Origin of the sequence: Bacillus sp. ES1-5 (genome assembly GCF_022487605.1) — a bacterium.
In the GTDB taxonomy this organism is placed as follows: domain Bacteria; phylum Bacillota; class Bacilli; order Bacillales; family Bacillaceae_G; genus Bacillus_A; species Bacillus_A wiedmannii.
Window position 1 is genome coordinate 1,303,499 of sequence record NZ_JAKVPU010000001.1, and the last position, 26,608, is coordinate 1,330,106.

The following is a 26,608-nucleotide window of genomic DNA, read 5'->3' on the forward strand; positions in this document are numbered from 1 at the left end:
GATTGTAGTTTGGTTGAAACCAAATTACAATCTCTTTTTTATTCTCTTTATCGTACTACCTAATAATTCGTCCAAGCATTTACAATCAATCATCATCTTAAGTTATTTTAGTCGTAATAAGCTGGCCAGCCTCATTAATCGTTACTTTCCATTTCGCTCCACTAGCAGTCTTCATAACGATACCTTTACTTGCTTCTATTTCAATATCTCCAAACATTCTTCCACCAGTTGTCGCTAACCAAGCATTCCCATTTTCCATCGACGATCTTGCAAACATACGATTAATCCGAAAACGCTTATGGTCTTGAGAATAACCACTCAATGTAATTCTTACTTTATATAGTTGACTCGCCTTCATATTCGATATAATTGTATCGCCTACATTTAATGGAACATCCGATGCAACAACCCAATTTCCAGTTGCACTTAATGCATATTCAATTTTAATTTTCTTTGGACTCTCTCCCCATCCAAAATACATTCCAAAACAATTCAACATTTTGATTGGATTTTTCGTAAAATCTAGCTCAATCACAACTGGATTACTATCTGGAACATCGATATAGTTTACACTTTGTTCATCTATTAAATTAAAGCAATTTGCGAGATTCCCCCCGTAAGGTAATTTCCCACTTACTTGCTTAACAGTATACTTCTGCGGAGCATTTACTAATATATCATCTTGGTTCCCTATTAAATGTGGTATATTTAACGTAATTGGCAACTGAATCCGAAGAGATTCTTCATAAGTAGACTTACAAACATTGTATTGTCCTTTATCTACAATAGTTGTGGAAAGTAAATTCGAAAAAAGGTAGTTACGATGCGAATTAGAAGAAAATTCAATGACAATCTGTTCACTACTCATCCGGTACGTATCCCAAATCATACAATCAAATGTATTATAGGCACCCGTACAACGAATGACTTTTTTCGTTTGCTGTCTACATTGTACTTGAATATCATGAAACGTATTTCCTGAACTTTCATTTGGTAAATCACTGTTTCCATCAACTTCTATCCCATACTGACATCCATCAATAAATATAGATTGAAATACATTTGCGTTAATCCAGCAAGGTGTATTTATATCATCTATATATTCTGTCTTCAAATGTATTGCAGTTTGAAAGTTTTTAATTTGAATAAAGTTAACTTGAAAGAAACTAATATAATCCCATGCTTTTTGACAATAAAAGTGTATAGCCTTACCTTTATATGACGACGTTGCATTTATTATATTTATATTTGATATAAGAGAGTGATTAGGAACTTCTATTTGTTGTGAGCCGGAAACATAAATGACAGCAGATTGAAACACTGGATTTATAACTTGAACTGTACCACCTGTAATAGACGCATTTTGTTGCAGTTCAAACACATTAAAATCTCCATCAATTTGTAGTGTTACAGTAGGATCTAACTCTAGTCTTACGTTTGATTTAATAATAATTGGCTTTAAAATTTTGTACGTATTAACGCCTGTAATTCTTACCGTGGAAATCCGATTCGATACACAGTATTCAATCGCTTGTTGAATCGCTATTGAACTATCATTTCCCGAGTTTGGAACTGCACCAAAACAATCAATATGGACACTATTTTCAGGTGCACAATCTCCTTGTGATGAAATATACTCTGACAAAATAAATTCACTCCTCATATTACCTTTTTCATATAATATGTGAGTTTCCTCTTTAAAGTTTCTATAATAAAAAAAACAAACGACTTGCACGGTCATTTGTTTAATTCATATATACTTTTCGTTTCTTCTATCATTTTAGTTAATGAAAAATATCTCTCTGCTTTCTCTCGTGCCTTCAGTCTAATACCATTCACCTTTTCCTCATTTCCTTGTAGTTCCTCAAGCGTACTTGCAAATCCTAATTCGCAATATTCAGATACTAAAACACCTGATTCTCCATCTATTGCTTCATTTATTCCACCAACATCTATTGAAACAATCGGTGTTCCTGTAGCCATTGCTTCAATTACCACCATTGGAAACACTTCACGAAAAGATAATAAAAGTAGGGCATCCATATTTCCTATAAACCTATGCGGCTCTGAAATATTCCCTAACATCTTTACACTTTGCTGCAATCCATACTTTTCTATTTCTTTCATAATAGATTCTTTCTCTGGTCCATCACCAGCAATATAAAACAAAAAATCATCTCTTTTTTTCAATACATTTGCAATTTTTACAAATAATTGATGGTTTTTCTCCTTTGATAGTCTAGCTAATATCCCTATTTTATAAATAGATTCTTTCTTTTTCTGCTGGAATAAAAACTTTTCAATATCCACACCGTTATAAATTGTCTTTATTTTCTCTTCTGCTACATGCATTGAAATTAAATTATTCTTTTCAAACTCACTTACTGTAATAATATTATTCACATATTTATTTATAAAATAACGAAAAAGAGTTGGCATTTTCTTTTCTAATATCGTTACATTATGTTTCGTATACACGACTTTTATCTTTTTTTTCATGAACTTTTGAATCAAAAAGGAATATAATACCATTCGCAAACTATTTGCATGAATAAGTTCTATCTTTCGTTTACAAATTTCTTTTCGTAAGTAATGAATATTTCTCAAATGATTCCATCGACTAAGTAACATGAAATTTTCTTTTCTAGTAAGAGATTCATATAGTTCTCCATCACCTGCAGCTGTATAAACCGTAAATTTCTCATCACGCAAATTGCTTTCCAATTTACAAAAATAACTCTCGGCTCCCCCAGTTATCAATTTATCTGTCATCAACAGTATATTCATAATTGCGCCTTCCCAACTACATTGATTTTATTTTTTCTATAGGCATGAAAAGCATACTTACTAAAATAGTAAAAGATTTGCACTGCATTCAGTCGTTTTTGTTCCCTTAATAATTTCCAATACCGAAAAGCCGCTCTAATTTTATTTCTCGAAACAGAATTTTGTACAATTCTATACTTCGCTAATACTTGCTGTATTCCTTTCGCTTCATGCCCTTCATCTAATAAGTTTAGCCATAGCGCTGTATCTTCCGGCTGCACACTAGGCATTTCAATATGCGGAATTTTTTCACGATCAATCATTACTGTTAAACAACCGATAATTGTATTTCCTGCCAAACGATGATAGTCAACAGATTTTGGTACATTCACTTCTCGATTTAATCCATTACCGTTTTCATCGATTAAACTATACGATGCATATGAAAAGGCCGCATTCATTTCTTCCATAAATAGCAATTGCGTCTGCAATTTATGTGGCAACCATATATCATCGCTATCTAAAAAAGCAATATACCTTCCTCTCGCCTCTTCAATCGCTATATTCCGAGCTTTAGCAGCACCAACATTTCCTTTTAATGATAATAGTCTAATACGCGAGTCTCCTTCTATTATCTCTTTAATTTTTGCAAGAGATTGGTCAGTTGAAGCGTCATCAACGATAATCATTTCCCAATCTTCATATGATTGATTCTGTACAGATAAAATCGTTTCACCTATAAATCGTATACTATTATAAGAAGGTGTTATTACAGAAATATGAGGCGCCTTATTATGTGCTGATAGACATTTTACCATCTACCTTTCCCCTTCCTTCATATATTGAAATGTACTTTACAACCATTGCTAAAAATAAAAAGAACGCTTCGTTAATAATGAGTGACAATGACATCATCTGAAATAAAAATGCAATCATGGTCAATAAAAGATACGGTTTTTCACGAAACAAAGTATACTGCGTTAACTTGAACATTAATATGAATAAAAAAGCGCTATATAAAAGAAAACCAATTGTACCCGATTCAGACAAAATTTCTAAAAATGTATTGTGCACATATAATTTTTCGTTAAATTGAAACTCATAATAATTCGAAAAATTAAACGCACCGATTCCGATATATGGATTGGATAAATAATATTTAAAAGCAGCTTCCCATAATGTAAATCTTCCACTTCCATTATCATGCGAAAAATCAGAAATTCGTTTATTCAATATGTCATCCAATTGGCCACCCATTACACTATTTGATAAACTAAAAATCACTACACCAAACAATAGTAAACTTATCATTATTTTTATTTTTTTTGCAAAACTAGATGTACATACATATACAAAAACAACAAGCACAAGTGCTAATATTCCTCCCCTTGAAAAAGTTAATAAACTTGTCGTAACACATAAAATCAATCCTAAAATGTTCGTCATATTATGTAGGTTTGTCATATAATACATAAAAAATATTGTATTATAAAAAATAAAAATGTTAGGATCATCTAGCAAACCAATTAATCTTGGATACCCTCTATCAACTAATAGTCCAGCAAAAATTTCTCTTTCTTCCCCACCGTACAATCCAAAGTGCTGTAAACCGACTATATACAGTATTAGGCTTACAATATTAAATATGAATCCTACATAGACGATAGATGATTCAAGTGTTGCTATTTCAACATTTCCTAATAAATTTCTCATTATAAAATAACACCCTAAAACAAGTAGCACACCAAGAATCATACGAATACTAGCATGTAAATATATAGAAAGAATTCCACTCAAACAATAAATGAAATAAAATAGTAAAAATACAACTTCATGAAAATATAACTTTTGAATATGAAAGTTTTTAATTGTTAAACAAAAATATATAACTAAAAAAATCATATATATCTTCAGCGAAAATCCAATATATATGTTGTATTTACTTAACATGACAAATAATATTAAGAGCATAATCCATTTCATCGATATTTTCATATTATTTTCCATAGGCTATATCCCCTGTTTCGTAATATAATCCTTTTTGCGTGTTTTTCTTATAAACGAAAGAAGAAGTTTTTTCAGCTCATAATCATACAGGAATATACCAACTACTACGATTAACGTATTCAGAACGAGCGCAATGAAATGATATGTATGCAATATATATTGCACTCCAATAAAAGTTACGCCAAAATAAATTGTATACGGTATTACAATTTGGAATACAATTTTTTTCTTCACTACACTTACCGCTATATACCCAACTAAAGCCACAATTTCAAATAAAACCATAGCGTAAGCCGCTCCTATCACTCCACCAATACTACTAAAGCTATAAAGCATAATCCCCCCTATCACTAACGCTATACATTGCACAACCGTTCTTTTATTTTGACGTCCACCCGTTGTTAAGCCGTCAGCTATAGCAATATTTAAACTTTGCAGCACAATGAGAAATGATAATATTTGGAGTGGCTCTACTGCATTTCTCCATTCTTCCTGAAAAAATATAGAAATAAAGTATGGTGCTAAATGATATAAACCTATCGTCATACATATTCCCACAATCGCCATTGTTTTTATTTGAAGTAAGTTTAATTTCGTATGCTCTTCTAAATTATTCTGATTATAATGCTTAAAGAGCACTGGATAAAATGCACCTGCAATCACCCCTGGCACTTGATATAAAGCTGCTGGCATCCGATACGCCACTGCGAAAACACCTACCATACTTAATGGCAATGTATAGTTAAGTAAGATAGGTGCTAATTGTGGCGTACTCATTATTAAAAAACCACTAATAATAAAAGGTGTCAATTGCCAAAATAACGCTTTATGAATTACGACTTTCATATTCATACTCGTCTTTCTTTTCATTACATATATGCTGAATGCACCACCGATCATATAACCAAATCCATATAAACGAGCAGTTATATAAACTGGTAACTCTCCGAAAATACAAAAACATGTAATGATAATGACAACTGCTGCTGATACAACTTTAATAAGCGCTATATACTTCATACGCTCCGTCAGCTGAAAGTAGGCAATCCCTATATTTTGCCAAGTTAATCCTATTAACATGAAAAACATTACGTTTATCATCATATAAATCAAATTTCTATCCGCATACATATAATGAATAGCAATATAGCCGATTATAGAAATAAAAATAAGTAGAATCATCCTTACTTTTATATACGACGATACAATCGTATCTAAGTCTACTCCATCTTTTGCGCCTTCTCGAAGAAACGTATTTGTAAGTCCTAAATCTGTAAAAAATAACATAACAAACGTCACTGCTATAGCAACACTAAACATCCCATAATTTTGTGCATTAAAAAAATTTGCTAAAGCAATTAAACTCACAGCTTGAAGAAGATTAGCTAAAATTGTGCTATAAAATAGATGGATAATATTATTTAAAATAGATCTACCCATACCTGCTCTCCTTTGCAAGCAACCTACTTACATATATTTATCTTGCACCATTACCGTTCAATACTATTAAAACGGTTTTACATAAAATCCGAATGTCCATCTTAATCGTTTTCATTTCAATATACTCCATATCCAATTTCAACTTTTCTTTCGGATCAAGATTATATCCTCCATTTATTTGTGCCCATCCTGTTAACCCTGGCTTCACTATTAAACGATCCTTGAATTCTGGAATATACGTATCAAATTGTTTATAAAAATACTCTCTCTCTGGTCTTGGTCCGACAAAAGACATATCACCTTTTAAAATATTTAAAAGTTGCGGTAACTCATCAATTCTCGTTTTCCTTATAAACGATCCAACTTTAGTAATTCTTGGATCATTTTCATTTGCCCATTGTGGTCCATTTATTTCAGCATCTTTTACCATCGACCTTAATTTAAATACATTAAATTTCCTTCCATTAATCCCTAAACGTTCTTGAAAATAAATTGGAGCTCCTGCTGTTTCGAAAGCAATCATAATACAAAAGAACAACATAATTGGTAGCGTTACTAGTAACAATATGAGTGAAAATATAATATCAAACAAGCGCTTTATACTTCGATTCAAAATGCTGGTCTTTTCTTGAGCCGGAATCGTATACAACTTGGCTTGGTTTGTTTCACGAATCATAGATCGTTACCCCCACATTCAAGAATATAAAACTATACCTATTAATTCACATTCTTTCCTCTTTATATTTGCTATCACTTTTTGCACCGTACGTAGGGAATCTTTTTTCTTTTTGACTGCTAAGACCACTCCATCGCATTTCCCTGCAATCATGTGCGTAGCAGGAAGCTCAAATACTTCAGAGGAATACAAGAAAATATAATCAAAATCTTCTTTCCACTTCGCAATTACATGATCAAATTCATCAGTAGCAACTAAAGTCGTTCCGGTGTTTACTGTTTTTTGGGCAGGAATACAATATAAGTATTTAGATAAATTACTAGAAAAAGATTCATAACTACAAGGGGAGTCGTTTATTATATCGTTCACTGTTTTCGTATAATTACTTTGTAATAGTAGATGTAGTTTAGGATCAGAAAAATTCACATCGATAAGTAACACCTTTTTTTTCATCTCTGCAAACACTAGCCCTAGATTTACTATAAGCGACGCGATAATACCTCTATCCTTCGTTGAAGTAACTGTGAACACTTGTTTCCCCGATTTTTTCAACTCGTGATACACCGTATAAAACTGCTCTTTCATTAGAGCATCATGCGGATTAAATGGCAGCTTTTTCTTTGTCTTAAACATCGACATGTTCACCTCGATATATAGATGATTGCGCATCAACTTCTGTAGATTTCTTTTTTCTATTCGGTTTCATATTTATGTGACCAATAACAGATACTGTTGTTATTTTCTCTAAATCTTGTTCCACGTATATACGCTCATCAAAATAATCTCGAAATACAGCTAAACCTATCCCAACAAAAAAACTAACAATTAAAGAGATAGGAATGATAAGTTGCAATTTCGGAAACAACTTATCAGCTTTTTCCTGTAACTCAGGGTCAGTTAATATTTTTATCCCCTGTACATTCGTATACTGTTGAAAGCTTTTTTGAGATTGTTCTGCCAATGACTTTACAATTTCTTTGACGATTGTAGGATCCGAATCTTTTACTGTGACAGTAACGATTTGTGAGTTGTCCATATTCACCACTGAAATTTTTTGTGCTAATTCATAAGTTGATTGCTCTAATTTTAAATTTTTTTTAACCGTTGAAATAATGAGTGGACTTTTTAATATATCAACATACGACGTTACAAGTTGCTTATTTTCCTGTGTTTTATTCACTGCATTTTCCTTATTAAACCCATCTAAATTCCCAACGAGAATTTGCGTTGAATATTGATACGAAGGCTTTAATACATACATAGAAATAAGAATTAAAGAAACAGTTACACAACACATCGTCAAAATAATTGTTACTACTCTTCTTTTCAATAGTTGCTGAAAATCCTTCATACTAATTTCTTGCTTCAATTATTTCACCGCCTTTGTTTGAATGACATCCTGCAACTCACTTTCTACAGATAGTCTTTTCTTTTCTAAATTCGATTGCTTTGTTATATACTTTCCAATCCTGAATGCAAATTTTTCTACAAACAAATAAGAAATTATTGCTAGTATAAACGAAAGAATGAGCGATAACATTAAAACAATAGGTAACGGAAATATTTCATGAAGCATATACACTAGGGAAAATAAAGATATGATGTGGTATAAATAAAGACTGTAAGAAATCTTCCCCAAATATAACAAGTATTTATTACGTAGCAAGGATGACAAAGTTGATACTGACAAGCTTAATATGACAAATAAACATGCACTTATCGCTACTACGTAGTCTCGAAATATAAAATTATTAAGCAAATTAATTTCTCCAATAAGCCCTTCATACATATAAAGTAAAACCGCAAATAAAAACCATGCAATTTTCTCATTTTTAGTACGATTACTATAAAAAACTATTAAATTATTTTTATATTTCGCAACTAGTGCTCCTAGTAAAAACAGCACTGTGTAATGCAGAGTTAATGCATAACTAGTTAATGTTAAACTTGAGTGAAATAAAAATAAAATCACGACAGAACATATACTAAAACTAAACAATGACAATAATGAATGCCTCAACGTTTTTCGTAAACAAACCATCAAAACTAACGGAAAAATTATCGATATTCGCATTTCATGAACAAGTGACCAAATTACGCCGTTATATGCATCTGTATTATATTTCCCAATCAATAAAATATGTTGCGCTATTGAGCTTAAAGAACTTTCAATCGTCCATGAGCGATTAAACCATTCACTTAAATTAGAAATACCATATTTACTCATTGTAGTCTGGCATAAAATAGCTATACTTATTGCTACGATATATGGAATATAAATTCTAGATATACGCTTTAAAAGGAATGATCCATAGCTATCGTAGTTTTTTTGAATGGATCTATACAAAACAAATCCACTCAAAACAAAAAAGATAATAACAGATTCGTTACCACTACTAAAAATTAGACGAGCAGGTGTTTCTTTTAATAGATAAATAACAAATGGTTTATTATCTTCATAACTGTAATTTTGAAATACTGAAAAAATCATTAAATGATGGCCAATCATTACTATCAATGAAGAAATTCCTCGTATAGAATCCAGTTCTTCATACCTATCCATCGTTTTACATCAACTCCTACTGAAATGATAATAATCATTTCAAAGCGACACCATTATTCATATTCTTCTCCTTTCTTTTCATTCCAATTTTTCATATTAAAATGATTTTATAGCGTAATTTTGAATGTATTGTAACATTTTTTGTAATATTATGAATAGCGAATCTTCAAAATTGATATATACCAATTACAACCTCGAAAAATGAATAATATTGACAGAAAAACACTATAAAAATATCTTGCATAGTTGCAAAATTAAAGAGAGGAATAAAGTTTTTTTCAATATAAAATAAAAAGATAGCCTTTAAAGGCTATCTTTTTATTTTATTTAATTATTGGCACCACTATATGCTACATGTCGTTTCTCAATTCTCTCTTCAATTTCTTTCATATTTTCTTTATTATTTAATAGTGATTGTTTATTTTCAATTAATAATTGTTTAAAAGATTTTCGCACTTTTTTTCTCATTTTCATTGTCCTCCTTAGGGGATGGTTTATATAAAAGATAAGGAATTATCTGTGTGCCCTTATAATAATTGATTGTTGTGAATTCCATTTGAACTTCATATGGAAATTTCGTTTATTTTCTGACAACTTTGTGAACATGCAAAAATGTGATCTTCCTAAAACCATTTTGAAATTGCTTCATTTCATTGTAAAAGTTTCTATCGTCATTAACTTCTATCAATATTTTTGTCGAAACATTTATATATTTAAAATTTAGTTCGATATAATTTTATTTACTACGATACTGTTCGTAAAAACAAAAAGAGGGGTGTTGTATAAGTCAAAGTTTGACTTATACAACATCCCTCTTTCAAAACTATTTACAGCATATTGATTAATATTTCTGGTCTTCCCCAATTCATTTCTTCACAAACGAATCTAAGTTTTTCTTCATCCATTGTGTGTAATCCTTCTTCTAATAAACATGAAATTGGAACTTCACAATGAATTTGTGCCAATTGTAATGAAATATTTAAGTTCTCTAAATCACTTTCAATCTTTGTACGCTGCGCTTTCGTTAATGTTGCTACATTTTCTAGTACGGTTGCTACTGTTCCGTGCTCTTGAATCAATTTATACGCTGTCTTTTCGCCGATACCTTTTACACCTGGATAGTTATCACTCGTATCTCCCATAAACGCCTTCGCATGCACGATTTGCCACGGCTCTACGCCTTTTTCTTCCATGATTTTCTCTGGTGTGTAATATTCGTAATTTCCAATTCCTTTGCGCAAGAGCATAACTGTAACGTTCTTATCAACAAGCTGAAGTAAATCCGTATCACCTGTTAAAATATAAACTTCCGCTTCATTACAGTATTGTTTTGCAAGCGTACCAATACAATCATCCGCTTCATACCCTTTCATACCGATAACTGGAATAGACAATTTGGCAGTCATTTCTTGAACTAAATCAAATTGCGGAATTAATTCTTCAGGCGGCGCTACACGATTCGCTTTATAATTCGAGAACGATTCTGTTCTAAATGTCGTACTACCCATATCCCAGCATGTTACGATATGTGTCGGTTCAATTGCTTGCATAGCTGTTAATAAATGTTTCATATAACCATGAATCCCGTTTGTAGGGGTACCATCTTGTCGTTTCATAAATTGTCCGTAGACACTTGTTGCGTAAAAAGCACGAAATAATAGTGCCATACCATCAACTAATAATACTTTTTTCATAATCCCTCTCCTACCAAAAAAATAATAACCCCACGTCATCACGTAAGGTTATATAAATAGATTACCATTCTACGTTTTTTCAACTTTGTCTATTATACATTGTTTTTGTATATTTAGCATCATTTACACATTAAGACGTTCTACTACAACAAGTATGAAGAATTCCTGTATACGTATTTTTCCCAGTCGAAACAACTACAGCCTTTGCATTTCCGCCAACAATATGAGTCCCTTTGAAACATACGTTTTCAAGTTCAAGTGGATTATAGTCTTTCATTCGTTTTAAAGGAATAAATCGTTTACGCTCAAGGTGATAGCAACTTTCAAATTTCTCAATACTTGCATCTTTTCCTGTTAGCACGGATTCATTTACTAATAAATCATTCGCGTAAATGATACGTACATCTGCTGGTACTGTATCACCTTCTGAAAGAAAAATCATATCCCCAGGAACAAGCTCTTGTACTGGCACATTCATCATTTTTAATTCACCGTTTAAACCAGTTACACTAGAACATTCTACTCGAGACACAGTAATTTTCTCACATTGTAATCCATCACGCACATGTTGTTTTGAAAAACCTGGAATCATTCCACTTAGCTTCATCATTACTTCCGCAATACGCGCTCTTTTTGAAACTAATTCGTTTCGGCCGTATACTTGAATGCGTTTTTGTGCCTCTTTCATAGATAATCCGTCTCTTGTTGTTTTAAAATACGCAAATACAGATTTTACATCTCTCGTTGCGATTTCAATTAATAAATCTTTATTTTTTTGAAGCATTGTTTGTTCTTTCATTGATTTTTTACTTAATTTATATGACGTGTTACCCACAGTTTTGTTTGCATATAACATATTATCGTCTCCTCCTGTACAACATAGGAAGAAACGCTTTGTTTCTCAATTTATCCACTTTACCGTAACAGTGTCTAGCGCTTAAACATGCATATAAACGCTACATTATGATAAATATAGAGGGAGGAACAAGTCGTTTCCTGCCTACATCATATATTTTTGATTTGAAGTATATGGGTAACGGAACCGAGTCAGAATTTGACATGCTCCTCACCTCCTCGTTTAATTTTATAGTTTATACTATGAATTTACTCATAGCTTTGCAACAAAAAGACCCTTACTCCGAAAAGAGTAAAGGTCATGACATACACAAATAAACGATTCCTAAACAATTAGAAATCTACGGACCTCTCCCTCGCCGAGTTTTAGCACTGTATAGCATAGGTACATTACCAGCTACGTTAAGAAAAACCTTAATTCGATCATTCCTGTTGACCCATTGGCGTCTCTCGACATTTTTGGGCAGTAGCATTTCTCTATACAGGAGCCTCACCTAACAGAGACTTATTTTTATTACATAGAAAATGTTACTCTTATTTAAAATAGATGTCAACAGTAGCCTACAATTTTTTCGAAATGTATGACGAACTAACGTATATAAAATAAAAAACTTCACGTTTAAACGTAAAGTTTTTAATAAGTTATACAACCAGCAATTACAATCCCAATGGAAAGTGATAAAAACATAAGAAAAAGACCGACTGCTTGGTTATCTTCTTCGAGACTTTTGTTTATATTAAAGCGCGGTGTAAGCCACTCAGCTAAATAAAAGACGATAATTTGAGCTAAAATCCCAACAGCTCCCCACGAAACCATATCAAGAAGTGAAATGGAATTAGCTGCTGTCGAATATAAAACAATAGCTAACCCAAGTAATCGTCCTCCAAGCACATAGCTTACCGCCTTATTTCCTTGAGCCATTAACTTAAATTCTTTTACTTTCGTTGTCACTTCCATTAGGAAAAGACCAATGCATAAAAGACCCAGTGTTACTGCTAAATATAATAAAAAATTAATCATATACTTTCCTCCTTTTTATCCCTACCGGTAAATAGTACGATTCATTCCCCGTAATTTTTTCCCCCGCACGAATACCGATACTACTCGCTTTTCCAGCAATTAAAAACGAACCAAACACATACGACAGTTTTTCCATCCCTTTCTCTGTTTCCAAGGATACGACTGGAAGTTCTGTATACTTTTGAAATATCGGCAGTGATGCTTTATACGTTTGGTGTACATTTTGAATCATAATATTTTCGTCCTTATCGCGAACGGTAATTGTGTCCCCTTCTCTACCAAATGAAGGTTTTTGAACGAAAGAACTTTTCCCTAAAAATAAATCTGGTTCTAAATATGTAGGTAACATATATTCTTTAATCCACTGTTGTTCCTCATTTGTATAAAAGGCCTTTTCTTCTGCTAACCCCCAAATCAGACACTGAATTGATTTTGGCTGAAGCAAAAATGCTGACAAAGGATTTATTATAAAAAGCTTTCCGGCTTTTACAAGTTGCAACAGTTCCACACCTACCAAATCTCCTGTTTCAGGATCTTGGTCCTCAATTAAATCTTCTATCGGATATGTTTGACGATATAAAACATCAATCGGTACTCCATCGCTATCCACTAAAGCATCTTTTGTAATTCTAAGTTCTGACATTGGCACTGCTTTATTTTCAACATGGCATAACTGGCTCAAATACATAGTCGTATTCCAATCCTCAATATGTTCATGATGTGCTGTAAAAACAACATTTGGGTTATCTATTCCCTTTGTCGCTTCCATTACGGCCTTTGTAACACCAGAAGATAGTAATCGTTCTTGACCCAAGTTTGGATCATCATAGTCTAGTTTTCCACAAACTTTTCCATTCATTTGAAAGCATTCCATAATAAAAGTTGGTGTATCACTATTAAACTCAAGCATTTTAATTTGGTTATCACTTGTTAAAACGAAATCAAATCGTGAAATAACAGATTCAGGATATAATCCTTTCATTCTAATAAACGATAAGCTTGCAGGAGGATACCCAAGTTCAAGAAGCTGTTCGTCACTTAAATTCCGCAAAAGTTTAGCAGTCTTAAAAAATATTTTCCCCATTCGTTCCGTTACTAATTGCAATTGTTTCATAGTCTGATTTGTTATAGAGAAAACATGAAACAAACTATACTCACATTCATATAAATCCGACCAAAAATTCGGATATTTCGAATAAAACTCTTTTCGTTCTCTTATGTATTGCGACATATGTTAGCCCCCAAATCCACCCTTTGAACCGCTTCCAATTCCACCTTTAAATTCCGCGGACGATTGATACGATTTAAACGCCGATGAATTTTTAAAAGCTGATTTATTTTGATAGTATCTCCCACCATAGAAGTAATGCCCACGATAACCTGAACTACTATCATCACACTGCCATACCCCAAGTTCATCATCCCAATCCCAATCTGAACAACTATTATCATTCGGTTTTGAGGGAAGATCTTGTGCGCAGCCAAATAAAGTGCCAGTCATTAAAGACGTTACGACACCACCTACTAGCCATTTCGTTTTTGTCACCTTCGCACTCCCCTTTTTAAATTCTATTCCTATTATATAAGATAGCATGATAAAGTAGAAGAAAAAGGAAGAAGAGGGATAAAATGCGCTTAGAATATCGACTTAATGATGAAACGAAAAGGTATCCTGCTTTATGGAACTACGCAAATATTTCTAATTCTGAAATTATTGCACGCATGACGTGTGAATATTTTATAAAAGATAAAAATACATATGTTGTTACTGCAACTTCAGTAGATCCAGACGGCACAGCAGTTATATATATTCAACAAGAAACTTTTTCTAACGATCCTTCAGATCCTACTTACTTCCACATCGGTTTTGAAATTAGAGAGCTAAAGGATACGAATTCAAACTTGATTGAAAGTAAAGATGTATGGAACTATGAAGAAATTTTACCATCTCTTCATTCAGATATTATATATATTCAGCGCGACGGCATGCATATGGAGTTCACTTTAGATTCAAGAGAGATTGATGAAGATAGAAAATGCTATATTTATTATGGAAACTTCACAGGTGAATCGAGATAACATGGATACATTTATGCAACAAAAAAACCTTACGTATAAAACGTAAGGTTTTTATATAGCCCCACATATGCCGTTCTCTCTAGATGTCCATAAACCTGCTCTCACAGGTGGATGCTCTCACAAATGTTTGTAACTTCCTTCTTAAAAAGATGGCATGTTAGCTACATTTAAATATTGAACTTCCATATTAAACTTATTGGTTTAAGACATACATAAGCTACGTACACCGTAGGAATTTTATATAATGTTAGTTGAAATAAGACCCCCGCACGTGCCGCTCCTCGTAAATGTCCAAAAACCCGCTACTCGCAGGTGGATGCCCTCACAGTTACCGTACATCTTCCTCCACTAGGAAGGCTTGATGATGGTCGCTAAATATTGAGCTTCCGTATAACTAACATCGGTTTTAGACATAAATAAGTTACGTACACCGCAGGATGTATTATTTACTTGTCGTTATATTATCACATTGTTTCCAATGTGTAAAATACAAAGTTTTTCGAGCAATTTCTTGCTTGTGACCTTATTTTAATACAAATTATTTTTGCATGCAAGTGATTAATCTTCTTCTTTTGCAATTTGATTTTCTGGATAAGAAATCCAATCACTCCAGCTACCTGCATACAATTTAACATTTTGGAATCCAGCTAATTTCAATGCAAGGATATTTGGACAGGCTGTAACACCAGAACCACAATATACAATTGTTTCCTTATCTTTCGAAAGATCTTGGAATCGTTCTTGTTGCCCAGCTTCATTCTTAAATTGTCCTGATTGGGCAATTCCATCCTTCCAAAAATAGTTTACTGCTGTCGGAATATGCCCTGCTTTTGAATCAACTAGTTCCTCTACACCAGCATAACGTTTTGATTCTCTAGAATCAATTAACGTAACATTTGCACCTGCATGAATATTCTCTCTCACCGTTTCCATCGTTACAAGCATATGATCTTGTACATTTGCTTTGAATGCTTTTCGTTTAGCAACCGGAATTTCCGTTGTTATCGGTAGTCCATTCTCTTTCCAAGCTGGAAATCCGCCATCTAATATATATACTTTCTCATGTCCTACATAGTTTAATAACCACCAGAGACGAGAAGCATTTGCACCTGCTTGACTGTCATATGCAATTACTGTCGTATGTTCATCAATACCAGCTTGCGAAAGCTTGTCTGCAAACTCCTCAATATTCGGCAATGGATGGCGACCACCATGTTCTGTTACAGGACTTGATAAATCTAAATTCAAATCAAAATATAACGCATGAAGAATATGTTCTTCCTCATACTTTTCTCTACCCCAATTAGGATTCGCTAAATCAAAACGACAATCGATTATACGGACATTCTCATCTTCTATATGCTCACGTAACCATTCGACTGTAACTATCATCTTTAACGACCTTCTTTCTCTTGCAAACGACTTACATACTCCATAACCATTTCTTCTGTAACAAATTTACGCTGCAGTGTAACACCATTTTTTGCAAGATCATTAATTTGCTTTGTTACAACATTAATGACATCAACCGAAAATTCTTTCCCCTTTGACGCAAGAGATACGGCTGCTTCAATAGCTGCTTCACGCTGCGCATCTAATTGTAAACATGCTTTTACACTTTCATTTTGTTTACGAGAATGTGCTGTAATTGCTTTATGTACTTCCATCTTCTCTTCCCCCTAAATAAGTTATACGTTCTTATTCAATTCCATTGCAAGCCGGATCATATCACGACATACAATCCCATTTTCAATAATCTCTTCTTCATAATGCTTTGAAAAGTAATCAAAATCAATAGAAAAAATACGAAATCCGCATTTTTGATATAAAGCAAGTTGTGAAACACTAGAATTGCCTGTACCAACTTCAAGTTTTGACATACCATATCCTTTAGCAGTTTCTACGGCATGACTTAATAGCTGCTTTCCAATCCCTTTTCCTTGCAAATGCTCTACAACCGCAATATTCATAATTTCCATCGTCTTCGGCCTTGTTTCCAAAAGAACATATACACCGACAACTCTCTCCTCTTGCTTAGCTACATATGTGAACCCTCTTTGTACATATGCATCAATTTGCTGCTCACTTGGATCAGCAAGCAATAATAAAGGTTTCGGTATAGCTTCTTTCGAAATATACTCTATTACTACACACATAAAAAAACTCCCCTTTCTCTATTGTTCTAAACCCTCCTTGTCTACCATAAATAATAGAAAGGAGGGATTCACCATGGACAATAATGAGAAAAAGTGCAACGTCATCTCTATTGATGGAAAGAAGAAGAAAAGCGACACGTATTCCTACCCAAAATTAGTAGTAGAAAACAAAACATATGAATTTTCTTCATTCGTCTTATGCGGTGAAACACCAGACGGCAGACGCCTCGTTCTTACTCATATGATTTCTACCGATGAATTTGCTGGGTTTGTCAAATCTTTAGATACAGTATTGCAAAAGAAAATTGAACGAATCTTTTTCTCATAACGACTATATCACATAAATTTCTTTTTCAATCTCTACTAACTGCTTTTGCAATTGTTCTTTACTTTGTTCATATAGTGATACATCAATTGTTTCAGCCAATGCAAATAATACACTTTCATAATAATTCATCACATCTTGCTGCATCACTTTTTGGAATAAGTTCCATTTCAAATCCCACTCTTGCTTATAATGATGAACAAATAAATCTTTTTCATCAGCTACATAGTTTGATACGAAAGGCTCTAATACAACTTTAGCCTCTTCTTGCATGAAAGCTTTATCATTTTTTTCAAAAAAGCTTTTTTCATTTTTAAAATGCGCCAGTGCTTTTTTGAAATCTTTTATTTCAACTGAAGGGAACGGTTCTTTATGTGCAATATCTTTATATTCATAATCCACTGTTCCACTCATAGAAATTGATTCATTTTCTACTTTACAGCTCACCACAATTTCATTCTTTGCACGCTTCATCGCTTCATCTATCCATTTCTCAAGGCGTAATGATGTCGCACGCATTTCTTGTAATAAATCATGCTGAATAAATGCTACTAATTCCATAACGCACTGTTGCAATTGCACTTTCACATTCCCATCCGTTCTCAGCGATGCTGGATTAATAAATTCAGTAAACACATCGTTATAGCGCAGGAATAGACGCTGTTGCACGTAATACAGCAATTCTTTCACTTCATTTTGCATCGCCTGCTCTTCAGCAAGCACACTATATGATGAAATAATATGAAGTAGCTGATTACGCTCTGCTTCATATTTTTTCGTTTGCTTCTCTTTCTCTTCATTCCCCTGCTTTGCACCGTTTATCATATTTACTAAAAGCTGATCTGCTCCTTGCAATGTACCATATAAAGCATGAACAGATACGAGCATTAAATCTCTCATCATAAAGGATGTAAATGATTCCTCGAACTTAGCAATCCCAGAGTTTTGTAAAATACCGTACTTCTCTTTTTCAATATTCTTTCCTTGCTTCTCTTCAAGTGCACATAAACTTGAAATTGCAAATAAACGCGGATTTCTAATACCGTATTGCAGTAGCTGGTCTGCGATATAACCTTTTACCATTTCAAGTTCTTCTTCAGACTCTGCTAAATCGGCCGCATTAATTAAGAAGAACATTTTATCAAGTGCAAAAGTATCCTTTACACGACCAAGCTGGATTAAGAATTCACGGTCAGCACGAGAGAACACATGATTATAATACGTTACAAATAAAATAGCATCTGCGTTTTTAATATACTGGAACGCAACGTCCGTATGGCGGGCGTTAATAGAATCCGCTCCAGGTGTGTCTACAAGCGCTACTCCTTGCCTTGTTAAAGCACAATCATAATAAAGCTCCATATACTCAACAAAACATGATTTTTCTTCATTCGCTACATAATCAGAAAACTCTTCTAATGTAACTTGTACTTGCTCCCCTAAATGAGCAGAAACCGTATCATACCCTTTTTGTACCGCTCGTAAAAAGCTAAATGTTGTTTTTTGCTTCCCAGTTGGTGAAGGATATTTCATAACTTTATCAATTTGTGCTAACGCTTCATCTAACGTAGTAATCTCATAATGAAACAACTTATAAACAGCTTTCATATCTTCTAATAGAGCTTGCTTTGATTTGAATTGAACCATTACTGTTCCGTGTGGTTTTTCCTCTGTAACCGGCAAAATTTGATTAATCGTTGCCGTCGTCGGATTTGGTGATACAGGAAGTACATTCCCACCAAGCAATGCATTGGCAAATGATGATTTTCCAGCACTAAAAGCTCCGAATAACGCTACTGTAAATTGTTTCGTTTCCACACGACGCCTTTTTTCTATTACCTCTTGTTGTACATGTTTCAGCGCTGGCAATGGCTCTAATATCGTTTCAGCTTTCTTCACTTTCTCTAATATACGCTGAATATTTAAAGCTGCCGTTCCTTTTATCTCTTCCTCACGAGCCATTACGTTATCGTTTACGCTTTCCTGCTCTTGTAGTGTGAATTTCTCACTAACAATTTGTGTTTTACTTTGCAATATCTCCTCTATTTGCAATCCTTCTGGTGTAGCAACACGCTCGTGCCAAACATTTTGCAAATAACTTTCATATGTCTCTAAATTGTTACTGTATTGCAATTGCGTTTCTTTTGCCGTTTGCAACATCATATATTTTTCAATCTCTTCTTCAATGCGTGCAACTGCTTCCTTCACCTTTTGCTTTAAAACGACTGCACTTTTATCAAAAATTTGCTGCGCTTTTGTAAAATAACGTTTCTTCAGTTCATTCGCTACATCCGCTGTATAAAGAAGTAAGTAATCACCTGTGAAACCTGCACCTTGTTTAATGACTTCAGCTAACATTTCTGGTCCAAAAGCAATTTCTAAAGCATATATGTCTTTCCCAATTTCCTCTGTGAACAATCCTTCTTCTTTTAAGAAGGCAACAATAAATTCTTTCACATGAAAATCAAGTTGCGTTTCAACAGTCTTTTGCAAAGCAGAATAAAAAGCATCTAAACGTCTCTGTTTTTCTTGCTCCGTCTTTCCTTTCGCAAACAGCAAACCGACCTTAAATTTAGTTAATTTCGTTTCTAAATACGCATTTGCCAGTTCTCTCATTTCAAATGGCATTAAATACGCGTTATCTAATATAGCTTGTAAGCCTTTTATAAATTCGTTTCTCACATGAGATTCTTTACTAGCCTCGCATTGTTTAGTTTCCGTTAGCTCTTCTTTCTTTTCAACTATCTCTGAAATAGAAAGCGGCGATGCTAGCTCTTCCTCATATTTCAAAAGAGCTTTTTCATTTTCTGAAAGAATAAACGAGAAATGTTCCCCCATTAAATATTCTGTTTCTCGCTCCATTCCATCTCTTACATACTGCTCTTTTTCTTTCATAATAGAAGTTATTAATGTTTCTAAGCTTCCAATTTCATTATGTGTATGGTTCATCATTCTTAATGAAGTATAATACACTCCATTTACTTCAATATCCCAGTTAGAGAACGATTGTTTTACACTATCTTTATAATCATCAAACGATAATTCATTTTCTTTATGTTTATCTATTTGATTTACAACAAGATAAACCGTTTTATTACGTTGTTTCAATTCTTTAACAAATTGTAAATTCACTTCCGATTGGACGTGATTATAATCCATCATATAAAAAATTACGTCTGCTAGATGCAGCGTTGATTCTGTCGCTAATTGATGGGCATCATCTGTTGAATCAATCCCTGGTGTATCAACTAACATAACATCCTCAGGAATTGGCGCATCATTCCGATAAATATGAACACCAATTACCTCATCACCGTCTTTACAAATTTGTTTTAATTCTTCAGCTGAATATGCACCGTCATATTCGTACTGTTCTCCAGATTTAACTGTTACAACAACACGATCCATTCCTTTTTCAATTTTGACAACGTTAGCGCTTGTCGGAATTGGACTTGTTGGTAACAACTGCGCTTTATATAGATGATTCATCATCGTTGATTTCCCTGCAGAGAAGTGACCGCAGAACGCTATCATAAGCTGTTCTCGTTTATATTTTTGAATCACCTCAAACAACTTTACACTATTCTCTGCATCGCCGTGTTTTTGCCACTCTTCATAAAAACAAACAAGTTTTTTCATACCGTTTGTCTGTACTATGTTTGTCATCCCCTTGTTCCCCTTTATCCAAGATGTATATACTTTTTCCCGCTATTTGCGAGCTCATAATCATCAGGAGGTACATCCCCTCGTTGATTACGGTTTCACCTTACTATCATACTAAATTTTCAGCATATTCTCATTAAAAATAAAAAATCCCTTTCATTCTTTTTACAAATGAAAGGGATTTTATGTCATATCACTCATTTTGCTGTTCCTACTCCAGTTAAAACATACTTTGCAATAACTGCATATACAGCGACTGTACCTGCTACTAATGCGTATACCATACTCATGCACCAACCTTTTTGATAATGATTATCACTTTTGAATACATTTTATCATTAAAGAGAATCATTATCAACACTTTTCATAAAGAAAGCCCCTTATAAGAAGGAGCTTTACTGCCTGTTTTGAAGAAGGTTAAAACTTGTTGTGCACTCTTATTATATCTCATAATACACATCTTAACAGTTTTAAAAATTGGAAATTACCTATATACCCTCCTCTTTACATTTTGTATAATAAAAGGGAATTACTTAACAAGGAGGAAAATAATGACACAAAATATTTCACAAAGCGAGAGGATACACTCCATCGACATTATTAGAGGGATAGCTGTACTAGGTATTTTTCTTGTTAACTGGCCTGTTATCGCTGGGATTGACTCACGTGATCTTTCAGGAATTTATGAGGGGCTAGATAGCTATATCCGTCTGTTTTACGATATGTTTATTCAAACAAAGTTTTATACTATCTTTTCGTTTTTATTCGGCCTAGGCTTTTACATTTTTATGACTCGTGCTGAAGCGAAAACAGATCGACCAAAAACTTTATTTGTTCGTCGCTTACTTATTTTATTATTATTTGGTTTCTTACATTACGTTCTTTTATGGGACGGAGACATTTTACATACTTATGCAATCGCTGGATTTTTCTTATTTTTATTTTATAAGAGAGAACCTCGTACCATTTTAATATGGGCAATCGTTTTATTAAGTATTTTTCAATTTCTTATGCTAATTGCTAGTATTGGTATTGCCTTCATGCCAAAGGATGAACTTGGGTTATCCTTACCAATCATGCCACTTGAAGACTGGGTGTCACAAATACAAAATCGTTTCCATGCATTTTATGCTGATGGAATTGGACTAAACGCATTCATGCTCCCAGAAACAGTTGGGCTATTTTTACTTGGTTTATATGCCGGTAAAAAGGATATTTTCCGCCGTACGAAAGAGTTAGATCCAAAGCTTAAAAAATGGCAAATTATTATGTTCATTTTAACATTGCCAATGTGGTTCTTCATGGTCCGCTATTTCTTATCAAAACCATCTTATGAACCAATTTATATGCAGGGCTTTACAATGTTTAGCGGAAAAACATTATTCATCTTCTACATTTTCACGCTTATGCGTTTATTACAGAAAGAAAAATGGCAAACATTATTACGACCATTCCAATATGTTGGTCGAATGGCGTTAACAAATTACATCTCGCATACAATTGTTACGTTACTTGTATTCGGACTATTGTTCAAAAATGATTATCTTGCTCCATTATGGGTAGGTCCTCTATTTTGCATTAGTTTCTATACGTTACAAATCTTTATTAGCCGCTGGTGGCTATCACGTTATCAATACGGGCCACTTGAGTACATTTGGCGTCTTGGTACTTACGGGAAAATGATGCCACTTAAAAAGAAAAGCAAGGTCTCGTAACGAGACCTTGCTTTTTTACGCTTCCCTTACTGCACTTTGCATAGACACTGGCTCTTCTTTTACTTTTACTTTACGTTGCGGCACCATATTAAATACGATATTTAAAAGTACTGCTGACGCACTTCCAAGTACAATTCCGTTATCTGTTAAAATACGAATGTTTTCAGGAAGTTGTGAGAATAATGTAGGAACAACTGTAACCCCAAGCCCAATTCCTACAGAACATGCAACGATTAATAAGTTTTCTTGTTTACCAAAATCAACGCTACTTAACATTTTAATACCATATGCCATTACCATACCGAACATCGCTAACATTGCACCGCCAAGTACTGATTTCGGGATAATAGTTGTAATAGCTGCGATTTTAGGAATGAATCCAAGAACGATTAACATACCACCACAAGTATAAATAATAACGCGATTTCTTACTCCAGTTAATTGAACAAGTCCTACGTTTTGAGAGTATGTTGTATATGGGAACGCGTTGAAAATACCACCTAACACCATCGCTAATCCTTCTGCGCGATAACCTTTTGTTAATTCTTTTTCACCGATCTTTTTATTGCAAATATCAGATAATGCGAAATATACACCTGTTGCTTCTACAATCCCTACGCAAGCAACTAAAATCATCGTAATAATTGGCGTTAATTCAAATGTTGGTGTACCGAAGTAAAATGGCTGAATACCGTGGAACCAATCCGCTTCTCCAACCGCTTGCAAACTTACTTTCCCCATAAATGCTGCAACGATTGTACCGAACAATAGACCTAGTAAAATAGAGATTGAACGAATAAATCCGTCAAAGAAACGATACATAATGATGATAAATAATAATACACCAAATGCTAACGCTAAATTTTCAAGACTACCGAAATCTTTACTTCCTACTCCTCCAGCCATATCATTAATTGCTGCTGGAACAAGTGTAACTCCAATTACGGTAACGACAGATCCTGTTACGACAGGTGGAAACAGTTTTACAAGCTTTCCAAATAATTTCGCAAAAATAACAACGAATAACCCGGCAGCAATAATCGCTCCATAAATAGAAGACACGCCGTATTGTTTCCCGATTGCAATCATCGGCCCAACCGCTGTAAATGTGCAACCAAGTACAACGGGAAGTCCAATACCGAAAAAGCGATTTGATAATGCTTGTAAAATTGTCGCAACGCCGCACATTAATAAATCAATCGAGACTAAATATGTTAACTCTTTTTGATTTAAACCAAGTCCGCCGCCCACAATAAGCGGAACGATAATTGCGCCAGCATACATCGCAAGCATATGCTGCATACCAAGCGATGCGATTTTAAATGGATGTTGCTTCATCGTTTATTTCACCTCCGCAGTTTCTTGCTGTACAAATGTAACTGTGCCGTTATCAAGTGATGCAATTTCTGCTAGTGACTCAACACGAACTCCTTGTTCGCGAAGCTTCTTTCCTCCATCTTGAAATGCTTTTTCGATAACAATCCCAATTCCTGCAATACTTGCTCCGGCTTGCTCTACTAAACTCATTAAACCTAAAGCAGCCTGACCATTTGCTAAAAAGTCATCGATAATTAAAACACGATCATTTTCATCGATATGATTTCGAGATAATGAAATTTCATTCGTTTCTTGTTTCGTAAATGAATATACGTTTGCAACGTACATATTATCTTGTAACGTTAACGATTTACGTTTTCTTGCAAAGATTACTTTTACACCAAGCTCTAATGCAGCCATAACTGCTGGTGCAATGCCTGAAGATTCAATCGTCACGATTTTTGTAATGTTCTCTTCTTTAAAACGTTTAGCAAATTCTTTTCCGATCTCTTGCATAAGTACTGGGTCAATTTGATGATTTAAAAATGCATCTACCTTTAATACGTCACCAGATAAAACCTTTCCTTCGTTCAAAATCTTTTCTTGTAATACTTTCATGTTTGTTCCCCCTCTTATGCAATAAAAAAACTCCAAAAGCCGCCACCACTCGTTACAAGTGAGAGACGCGCTTTTGGAGTTTCGCAAAAAAGAATGCTAAACAAGCAAATATATTCGTCCTCACTCATAGTCAAAGTATTTACGGTACTTCGGTAGAAACTTGCAGGCCATATCCCCGCGATTATATGAGTGTAGCTAACTATTTATTTTATAGATGGATTATAACGCACTTTTTATACTTTGAAAAGCATTTCTTAATAAAACACGTACAAATTTTATAAAAACATCATTTTTGTTCGAGTTTTGTAAACTCTTACATATTATTTCAAAGTGTCGTTAAAATGATTGGCCCATCTTTTGTAATCGCAATTGTATGCTCATATTGCGCTGATAATTTCCCGTCCATCGTTCTTGTAGCCCATCCATTTAAATCTACTTTCGAATATCGCATACCTACATTGACAATAGGCTCAATTGTAATTACCATTCCTTCTTGTAGTTCAGGCCCTTGTCCTTGTTTCCCAAAATGAAAAATTGCTGGTTCTTCATGAATCTCTTTACCTATTCCATGTCCCGTAAAGTCTCTTGCGACAGAAAAACCTTCATTTGCTACATAACTTTCAATCGCATAGCCAATATCTCCTACATGATTACCGATTATCGCCTGATCAATTCCTTTATACAATGCATTCTCAGCTACTACCAATAACATTTCTGCTTCTTCAGAAACATTTCCAACTCTATACGTCCAAGCAGAATCTGAAAGACCACCATTTAAGTTTACTACCATGTCAATTGTTACAATATCACCCTCAGTTAAAGAAACATCCGCCGGAAACCCATGACACATTTCATCATTTACAGATGCGCATATCGCATATGGATACCCGTTGTAACCTTTCTGTTCAGATGTTGCACCATGTTTTTTTAAATATACTTCAACAAACGTATCAATTTCTTTTGTCGTAATACCTGGTTTCATCATTTTGGCAATTTCCCTATGACATGAAGCAAGTAATTTCCCAGATTCATGCATCAAATCTATTTCATTTCTCGTTTTAATTGTAATCATTCTACCTCTCCTTGCTAAACCTGCTATTTGCTACTAAAGTTCAATCATACACATCCTCTGTCAAAATTTCAAAACTCTCAATTACAACAAGTACAAAAATATGTATCCTATACTTCTAATTCAAAATAAAAAAACAGAAGATCCCCTCTGTTTCTTAATCATTTTTACATATATAATTCATTTTCAAAAACTCAAAACAACTACCGTTCGTTTTCTGGATAAACGTTCCAACAGCTTCAAATCCCGCTCTTTTATACACTTTAATTGCTCTCTCATTACATGTCGCTACTGATAGTGTTATATAATTGCAACCATATTTTTCTTTACTAAAATCTAGTCCAGCGTTTACGAACTGTAAACCAATTCCATTTCCAGTTATATCAGGTCTCATTCCAAGACCTATATCAACCGTTCTATCATTTATTTTACAAACAGTAAAAAAGCCAATGAGATTGCCATTTTCCTGTACAGAAAATGTATGATTTCCTCTACTCTCATCATGTAAAAACTCAGCTAAATCTTCTTCATCTGCCTCTATATCATAAAAAGAATATTCCCCTTCATAATGCCAGTTATATGCAATTTCTTCCGCTTCTTCTTGCGTCATTACTGTATATGTATAAGCCATTCTTCTATCCCCC

General features: G+C 33.8%; 26 protein-coding genes, 2 other RNA genes and 2 riboswitches. Of the genes, 3 read left to right on the top strand and 25 right to left on the bottom strand.

Going from position 1 to position 26,608, the window contains the following annotated elements:
• Positions 1 to 97 precede the first annotated feature (97 nt).
• From MKO96_RS06620 to MKO96_RS06690, 15 genes are all read right to left on the bottom strand, one after another.
• A complete protein-coding gene (locus MKO96_RS06620; RefSeq protein ID WP_240587062.1) occupies positions 98 to 1,645 on the bottom strand; it encodes a hypothetical protein in 1,548 nt (515 codons plus the stop codon).
• Between the two features lie 92 nt (positions 1,646 to 1,737).
• Positions 1,738 to 2,787, bottom strand: coding sequence for a glycosyltransferase family 4 protein (locus tag MKO96_RS06625; RefSeq protein ID WP_087980028.1), 1,050 nt, complete (start codon positions 2,785 to 2,787; stop codon positions 1,738 to 1,740).
• Positions 2,784 to 3,584 carry a glycosyltransferase family 2 protein gene (locus MKO96_RS06630; RefSeq protein ID WP_240587063.1) on the bottom strand — a complete coding sequence of 267 codons (801 nt, stop codon included), beginning with the start codon at positions 3,582 to 3,584 and terminating at the stop codon, positions 2,784 to 2,786. The genes MKO96_RS06625 and MKO96_RS06630 overlap by 4 nt, the downstream gene beginning before the upstream one ends.
• Positions 3,559 to 4,773 carry an O-antigen ligase family protein gene (locus MKO96_RS06635; protein ID WP_240587064.1) on the bottom strand — a complete coding sequence of 405 codons (1,215 nt, stop codon included), beginning with the start codon at positions 4,771 to 4,773 and terminating at the stop codon, positions 3,559 to 3,561. The genes MKO96_RS06630 and MKO96_RS06635 overlap by 26 nt, the downstream gene beginning before the upstream one ends.
• Positions 4,774 to 4,776: 3 nt before the next feature.
• Entirely contained in the window at positions 4,777 to 6,213 is a 1,437-nt protein-coding gene (locus MKO96_RS06640; RefSeq protein ID WP_240587065.1) for an oligosaccharide flippase family protein, read from the bottom strand.
• Between the two features lie 37 nt (positions 6,214 to 6,250).
• Positions 6,251 to 6,889, bottom strand: a complete 639-nt coding sequence (locus tag MKO96_RS06645; protein WP_240587066.1) for a sugar transferase — start codon at positions 6,887 to 6,889, stop codon at positions 6,251 to 6,253.
• Between the two features lie 18 nt (positions 6,890 to 6,907).
• A complete protein-coding gene (locus MKO96_RS06650; RefSeq protein ID WP_240587067.1) occupies positions 6,908 to 7,528 on the bottom strand; it encodes a CpsD/CapB family tyrosine-protein kinase in 621 nt (206 codons plus the stop codon).
• Positions 7,515 to 8,258: a YveK family protein gene (locus MKO96_RS06655; protein WP_131934826.1), complete on the bottom strand. Its 744-nt coding sequence runs from the start codon at positions 8,256 to 8,258 to the stop codon at positions 7,515 to 7,517. The genes MKO96_RS06650 and MKO96_RS06655 overlap by 14 nt, the downstream gene beginning before the upstream one ends.
• On the bottom strand, positions 8,259 to 9,452 hold the full coding sequence (locus MKO96_RS06660) for an acyltransferase family protein (RefSeq protein ID WP_240587068.1): 1,194 nt from the start codon (positions 9,450 to 9,452) through the stop codon (positions 8,259 to 8,261). It lies immediately after the preceding gene.
• Positions 9,453 to 9,779: 327 nt separating this feature from the next.
• Positions 9,780 to 9,920: an FbpB family small basic protein gene (locus MKO96_RS06665; protein ID WP_046955196.1), complete on the bottom strand. Its 141-nt coding sequence runs from the start codon at positions 9,918 to 9,920 to the stop codon at positions 9,780 to 9,782.
• Between the two features lie 359 nt (positions 9,921 to 10,279).
• Positions 10,280 to 11,146, bottom strand: a complete 867-nt coding sequence (locus MKO96_RS06670) for a 5'-3' exonuclease (protein ID WP_087980021.1) — start codon at positions 11,144 to 11,146, stop codon at positions 10,280 to 10,282.
• A 130-nt stretch (positions 11,147 to 11,276) separates the two neighbouring features.
• Positions 11,277 to 12,002 carry a P-type ATPase actuator domain-containing protein gene (locus tag MKO96_RS06675; protein WP_240587069.1) on the bottom strand — a complete coding sequence of 242 codons (726 nt, stop codon included), beginning with the start codon at positions 12,000 to 12,002 and terminating at the stop codon, positions 11,277 to 11,279.
• 342 nt (positions 12,003 to 12,344) lie between these two features.
• Positions 12,345 to 12,510: riboswitch (M-box (ykoK) riboswitch) on the bottom strand.
• A 125-nt stretch (positions 12,511 to 12,635) separates the two neighbouring features.
• Entirely contained in the window at positions 12,636 to 13,022 is a 387-nt protein-coding gene (locus tag MKO96_RS06680) for a DUF350 domain-containing protein (protein WP_000606860.1), read from the bottom strand.
• Positions 13,015 to 14,253, bottom strand: a complete 1,239-nt coding sequence (locus MKO96_RS06685; RefSeq protein WP_240587070.1) for a glutathionylspermidine synthase family protein — start codon at positions 14,251 to 14,253, stop codon at positions 13,015 to 13,017. Before MKO96_RS06685 ends, MKO96_RS06680 begins: the two co-directional genes overlap by 8 nt.
• A gap of 3 nt (positions 14,254 to 14,256) precedes the next feature.
• Positions 14,257 to 14,568 (bottom strand): hypothetical protein, encoded by a 312-nt coding sequence (locus MKO96_RS06690; RefSeq protein ID WP_073517808.1) that lies wholly within the window; start codon positions 14,566 to 14,568, stop codon positions 14,257 to 14,259.
• An 83-nt stretch (positions 14,569 to 14,651) separates the two neighbouring features.
• Between MKO96_RS06690 and MKO96_RS06695 the strand changes: the two genes are divergently transcribed.
• A complete protein-coding gene (locus MKO96_RS06695; protein WP_240587071.1) occupies positions 14,652 to 15,101 on the top strand; it encodes a hypothetical protein in 450 nt (149 codons plus the stop codon).
• 54 nt (positions 15,102 to 15,155) lie between these two features.
• On the opposite strand, the gene ssrS (MKO96_RS06700) is transcribed toward MKO96_RS06695, so the two are convergent.
• The 5 genes from ssrS (MKO96_RS06700) to MKO96_RS06720 all read right to left on the bottom strand — a co-directional run bounded on the left by ssrS (MKO96_RS06700) (position 15,156) and on the right by MKO96_RS06720 (position 17,257).
• Positions 15,156 to 15,339: non-coding RNA, 6S RNA (gene ssrS / locus MKO96_RS06700), on the bottom strand.
• A gap of 21 nt (positions 15,340 to 15,360) precedes the next feature.
• Positions 15,361 to 15,543: non-coding RNA, 6S RNA (gene ssrS, locus MKO96_RS06705), on the bottom strand.
• Between the two features lie 116 nt (positions 15,544 to 15,659).
• The gene (locus tag MKO96_RS06710) at positions 15,660 to 16,493 is read right to left on the bottom strand and encodes a sulfurtransferase (RefSeq protein WP_240587072.1); all 834 of its coding nucleotides are present in this window, start codon (positions 16,491 to 16,493) and stop codon (positions 15,660 to 15,662) included.
• A 2-nt stretch (positions 16,494 to 16,495) separates the two neighbouring features.
• Positions 16,496 to 16,768, bottom strand: coding sequence for a YpbS family protein (locus tag MKO96_RS06715; protein WP_000451807.1), 273 nt, complete (start codon positions 16,766 to 16,768; stop codon positions 16,496 to 16,498).
• 21 nt (positions 16,769 to 16,789) lie between these two features.
• Positions 16,790 to 17,257: a GNAT family N-acetyltransferase gene (locus MKO96_RS06720; protein ID WP_240587073.1), complete on the bottom strand. Its 468-nt coding sequence runs from the start codon at positions 17,255 to 17,257 to the stop codon at positions 16,790 to 16,792.
• Positions 17,258 to 17,330: 73 nt separating this feature from the next.
• Here MKO96_RS06720 and MKO96_RS06725 point away from each other — a divergent pair, with 73 nt between their 5' ends.
• The gene (locus tag MKO96_RS06725; protein ID WP_000369740.1) at positions 17,331 to 17,585 is read left to right on the top strand and encodes a DUF3931 domain-containing protein; all 255 of its coding nucleotides are present in this window, start codon (positions 17,331 to 17,333) and stop codon (positions 17,583 to 17,585) included.
• Positions 17,586 to 17,588: 3 nt separating this feature from the next.
• On the opposite strand, the gene MKO96_RS06730 is transcribed toward MKO96_RS06725, so the two are convergent.
• Positions 17,589 to 21,248 carry a dynamin family protein gene (locus tag MKO96_RS06730; protein WP_240587074.1) on the bottom strand — a complete coding sequence of 1,220 codons (3,660 nt, stop codon included), beginning with the start codon at positions 21,246 to 21,248 and terminating at the stop codon, positions 17,589 to 17,591.
• Positions 21,249 to 21,796: 548 nt separating this feature from the next.
• Here MKO96_RS06730 and MKO96_RS06735 point away from each other — a divergent pair.
• Entirely contained in the window at positions 21,797 to 22,960 is a 1,164-nt protein-coding gene (locus MKO96_RS06735) for a DUF418 domain-containing protein (RefSeq protein ID WP_098102172.1), read from the top strand.
• A gap of 15 nt (positions 22,961 to 22,975) precedes the next feature.
• On the opposite strand, the gene pbuX is transcribed toward MKO96_RS06735, so the two are convergent.
• The 4 genes from pbuX to MKO96_RS06755 all read right to left on the bottom strand — a co-directional run bounded on the left by pbuX (position 22,976) and on the right by MKO96_RS06755 (position 26,595).
• Positions 22,976 to 24,298: a xanthine permease PbuX gene (pbuX, locus tag MKO96_RS06740; protein ID WP_000809222.1), complete on the bottom strand. Its 1,323-nt coding sequence runs from the start codon at positions 24,296 to 24,298 to the stop codon at positions 22,976 to 22,978.
• A gap of 3 nt (positions 24,299 to 24,301) precedes the next feature.
• The gene (locus tag MKO96_RS06745) at positions 24,302 to 24,895 is read right to left on the bottom strand and encodes a xanthine phosphoribosyltransferase (protein WP_000866483.1); all 594 of its coding nucleotides are present in this window, start codon (positions 24,893 to 24,895) and stop codon (positions 24,302 to 24,304) included.
• A gap of 107 nt (positions 24,896 to 25,002) precedes the next feature.
• Positions 25,003 to 25,104: riboswitch (purine riboswitch) on the bottom strand.
• A gap of 116 nt (positions 25,105 to 25,220) precedes the next feature.
• Positions 25,221 to 25,967, bottom strand: a complete 747-nt coding sequence (locus MKO96_RS06750) for a type I methionyl aminopeptidase (RefSeq protein ID WP_087980012.1) — start codon at positions 25,965 to 25,967, stop codon at positions 25,221 to 25,223.
• A gap of 154 nt (positions 25,968 to 26,121) precedes the next feature.
• A complete protein-coding gene (locus MKO96_RS06755) occupies positions 26,122 to 26,595 on the bottom strand; it encodes a GNAT family N-acetyltransferase (protein ID WP_240587075.1) in 474 nt (157 codons plus the stop codon).
• Between the last annotated feature and the right edge of the window lie 13 nt (positions 26,596 to 26,608).

Bases quoted from the DNA above. Each gene is read 5' to 3' on its own strand.
- MKO96_RS06625 (WP_087980028.1), bottom strand. From the start codon at position 2,787: ATGAATATACTGTTGATGACAGATAAATTGATAACTGGGGGAGCCGAG.
- MKO96_RS06630 (WP_240587063.1), bottom strand. From the start codon at position 3,584: ATGGTAAAATGTCTATCAGCACATAATAAGGCGCCTCATATTTCTGTA.
- MKO96_RS06635 (WP_240587064.1), bottom strand. From the start codon at position 4,773: ATGGAAAATAATATGAAAATATCGATGAAATGGATTATGCTCTTAATA.
- MKO96_RS06640 (WP_240587065.1), bottom strand. From the start codon at position 6,213: ATGGGTAGATCTATTTTAAATAATATTATCCATCTATTTTATAGCACA.
- MKO96_RS06645 (WP_240587066.1), bottom strand. From the start codon at position 6,889: ATGATTCGTGAAACAAACCAAGCCAAGTTGTATACGATTCCGGCTCAA.
- MKO96_RS06650 (WP_240587067.1), bottom strand. From the start codon at position 7,528: ATGTCGATGTTTAAGACAAAGAAAAAGCTGCCATTTAATCCGCATGAT.
- MKO96_RS06660 (WP_240587068.1), bottom strand. From the start codon at position 9,452: ATGGATAGGTATGAAGAACTGGATTCTATACGAGGAATTTCTTCATTG.
- MKO96_RS06665 (WP_046955196.1), bottom strand. From the start codon at position 9,920: ATGAGAAAAAAAGTGCGAAAATCTTTTAAACAATTATTAATTGAAAAT.
- MKO96_RS06670 (WP_087980021.1), bottom strand. From the start codon at position 11,146: ATGAAAAAAGTATTATTAGTTGATGGTATGGCACTATTATTTCGTGCT.
- MKO96_RS06675 (WP_240587069.1), bottom strand. From the start codon at position 12,002: ATGTTATATGCAAACAAAACTGTGGGTAACACGTCATATAAATTAAGT.
- MKO96_RS06680 (WP_000606860.1), bottom strand. From the start codon at position 13,022: ATGATTAATTTTTTATTATATTTAGCAGTAACACTGGGTCTTTTATGC.
- MKO96_RS06685 (WP_240587070.1), bottom strand. From the start codon at position 14,253: ATGTCGCAATACATAAGAGAACGAAAAGAGTTTTATTCGAAATATCCG.
- MKO96_RS06695 (WP_240587071.1), top strand. From the start codon at position 14,652: ATGCGCTTAGAATATCGACTTAATGATGAAACGAAAAGGTATCCTGCT.
- MKO96_RS06710 (WP_240587072.1), bottom strand. From the start codon at position 16,493: ATGATAGTTACAGTCGAATGGTTACGTGAGCATATAGAAGATGAGAAT.
- MKO96_RS06715 (WP_000451807.1), bottom strand. From the start codon at position 16,768: ATGGAAGTACATAAAGCAATTACAGCACATTCTCGTAAACAAAATGAA.
- MKO96_RS06720 (WP_240587073.1), bottom strand. From the start codon at position 17,257: ATGTGTGTAGTAATAGAGTATATTTCGAAAGAAGCTATACCGAAACCT.
- MKO96_RS06725 (WP_000369740.1), top strand. From the start codon at position 17,331: ATGGACAATAATGAGAAAAAGTGCAACGTCATCTCTATTGATGGAAAG.
- MKO96_RS06730 (WP_240587074.1), bottom strand. From the start codon at position 21,248: ATGACAAACATAGTACAGACAAACGGTATGAAAAAACTTGTTTGTTTT.
- MKO96_RS06735 (WP_098102172.1), top strand. From the start codon at position 21,797: ATGACACAAAATATTTCACAAAGCGAGAGGATACACTCCATCGACATT.
- pbuX (WP_000809222.1), bottom strand. From the start codon at position 24,298: ATGAAGCAACATCCATTTAAAATCGCATCGCTTGGTATGCAGCATATG.
- MKO96_RS06745 (WP_000866483.1), bottom strand. From the start codon at position 24,895: ATGAAAGTATTACAAGAAAAGATTTTGAACGAAGGAAAGGTTTTATCT.
- MKO96_RS06750 (WP_087980012.1), bottom strand. From the start codon at position 25,967: ATGATTACAATTAAAACGAGAAATGAAATAGATTTGATGCATGAATCT.
- MKO96_RS06755 (WP_240587075.1), bottom strand. From the start codon at position 26,595: ATGGCTTATACATATACAGTAATGACGCAAGAAGAAGCGGAAGAAATT.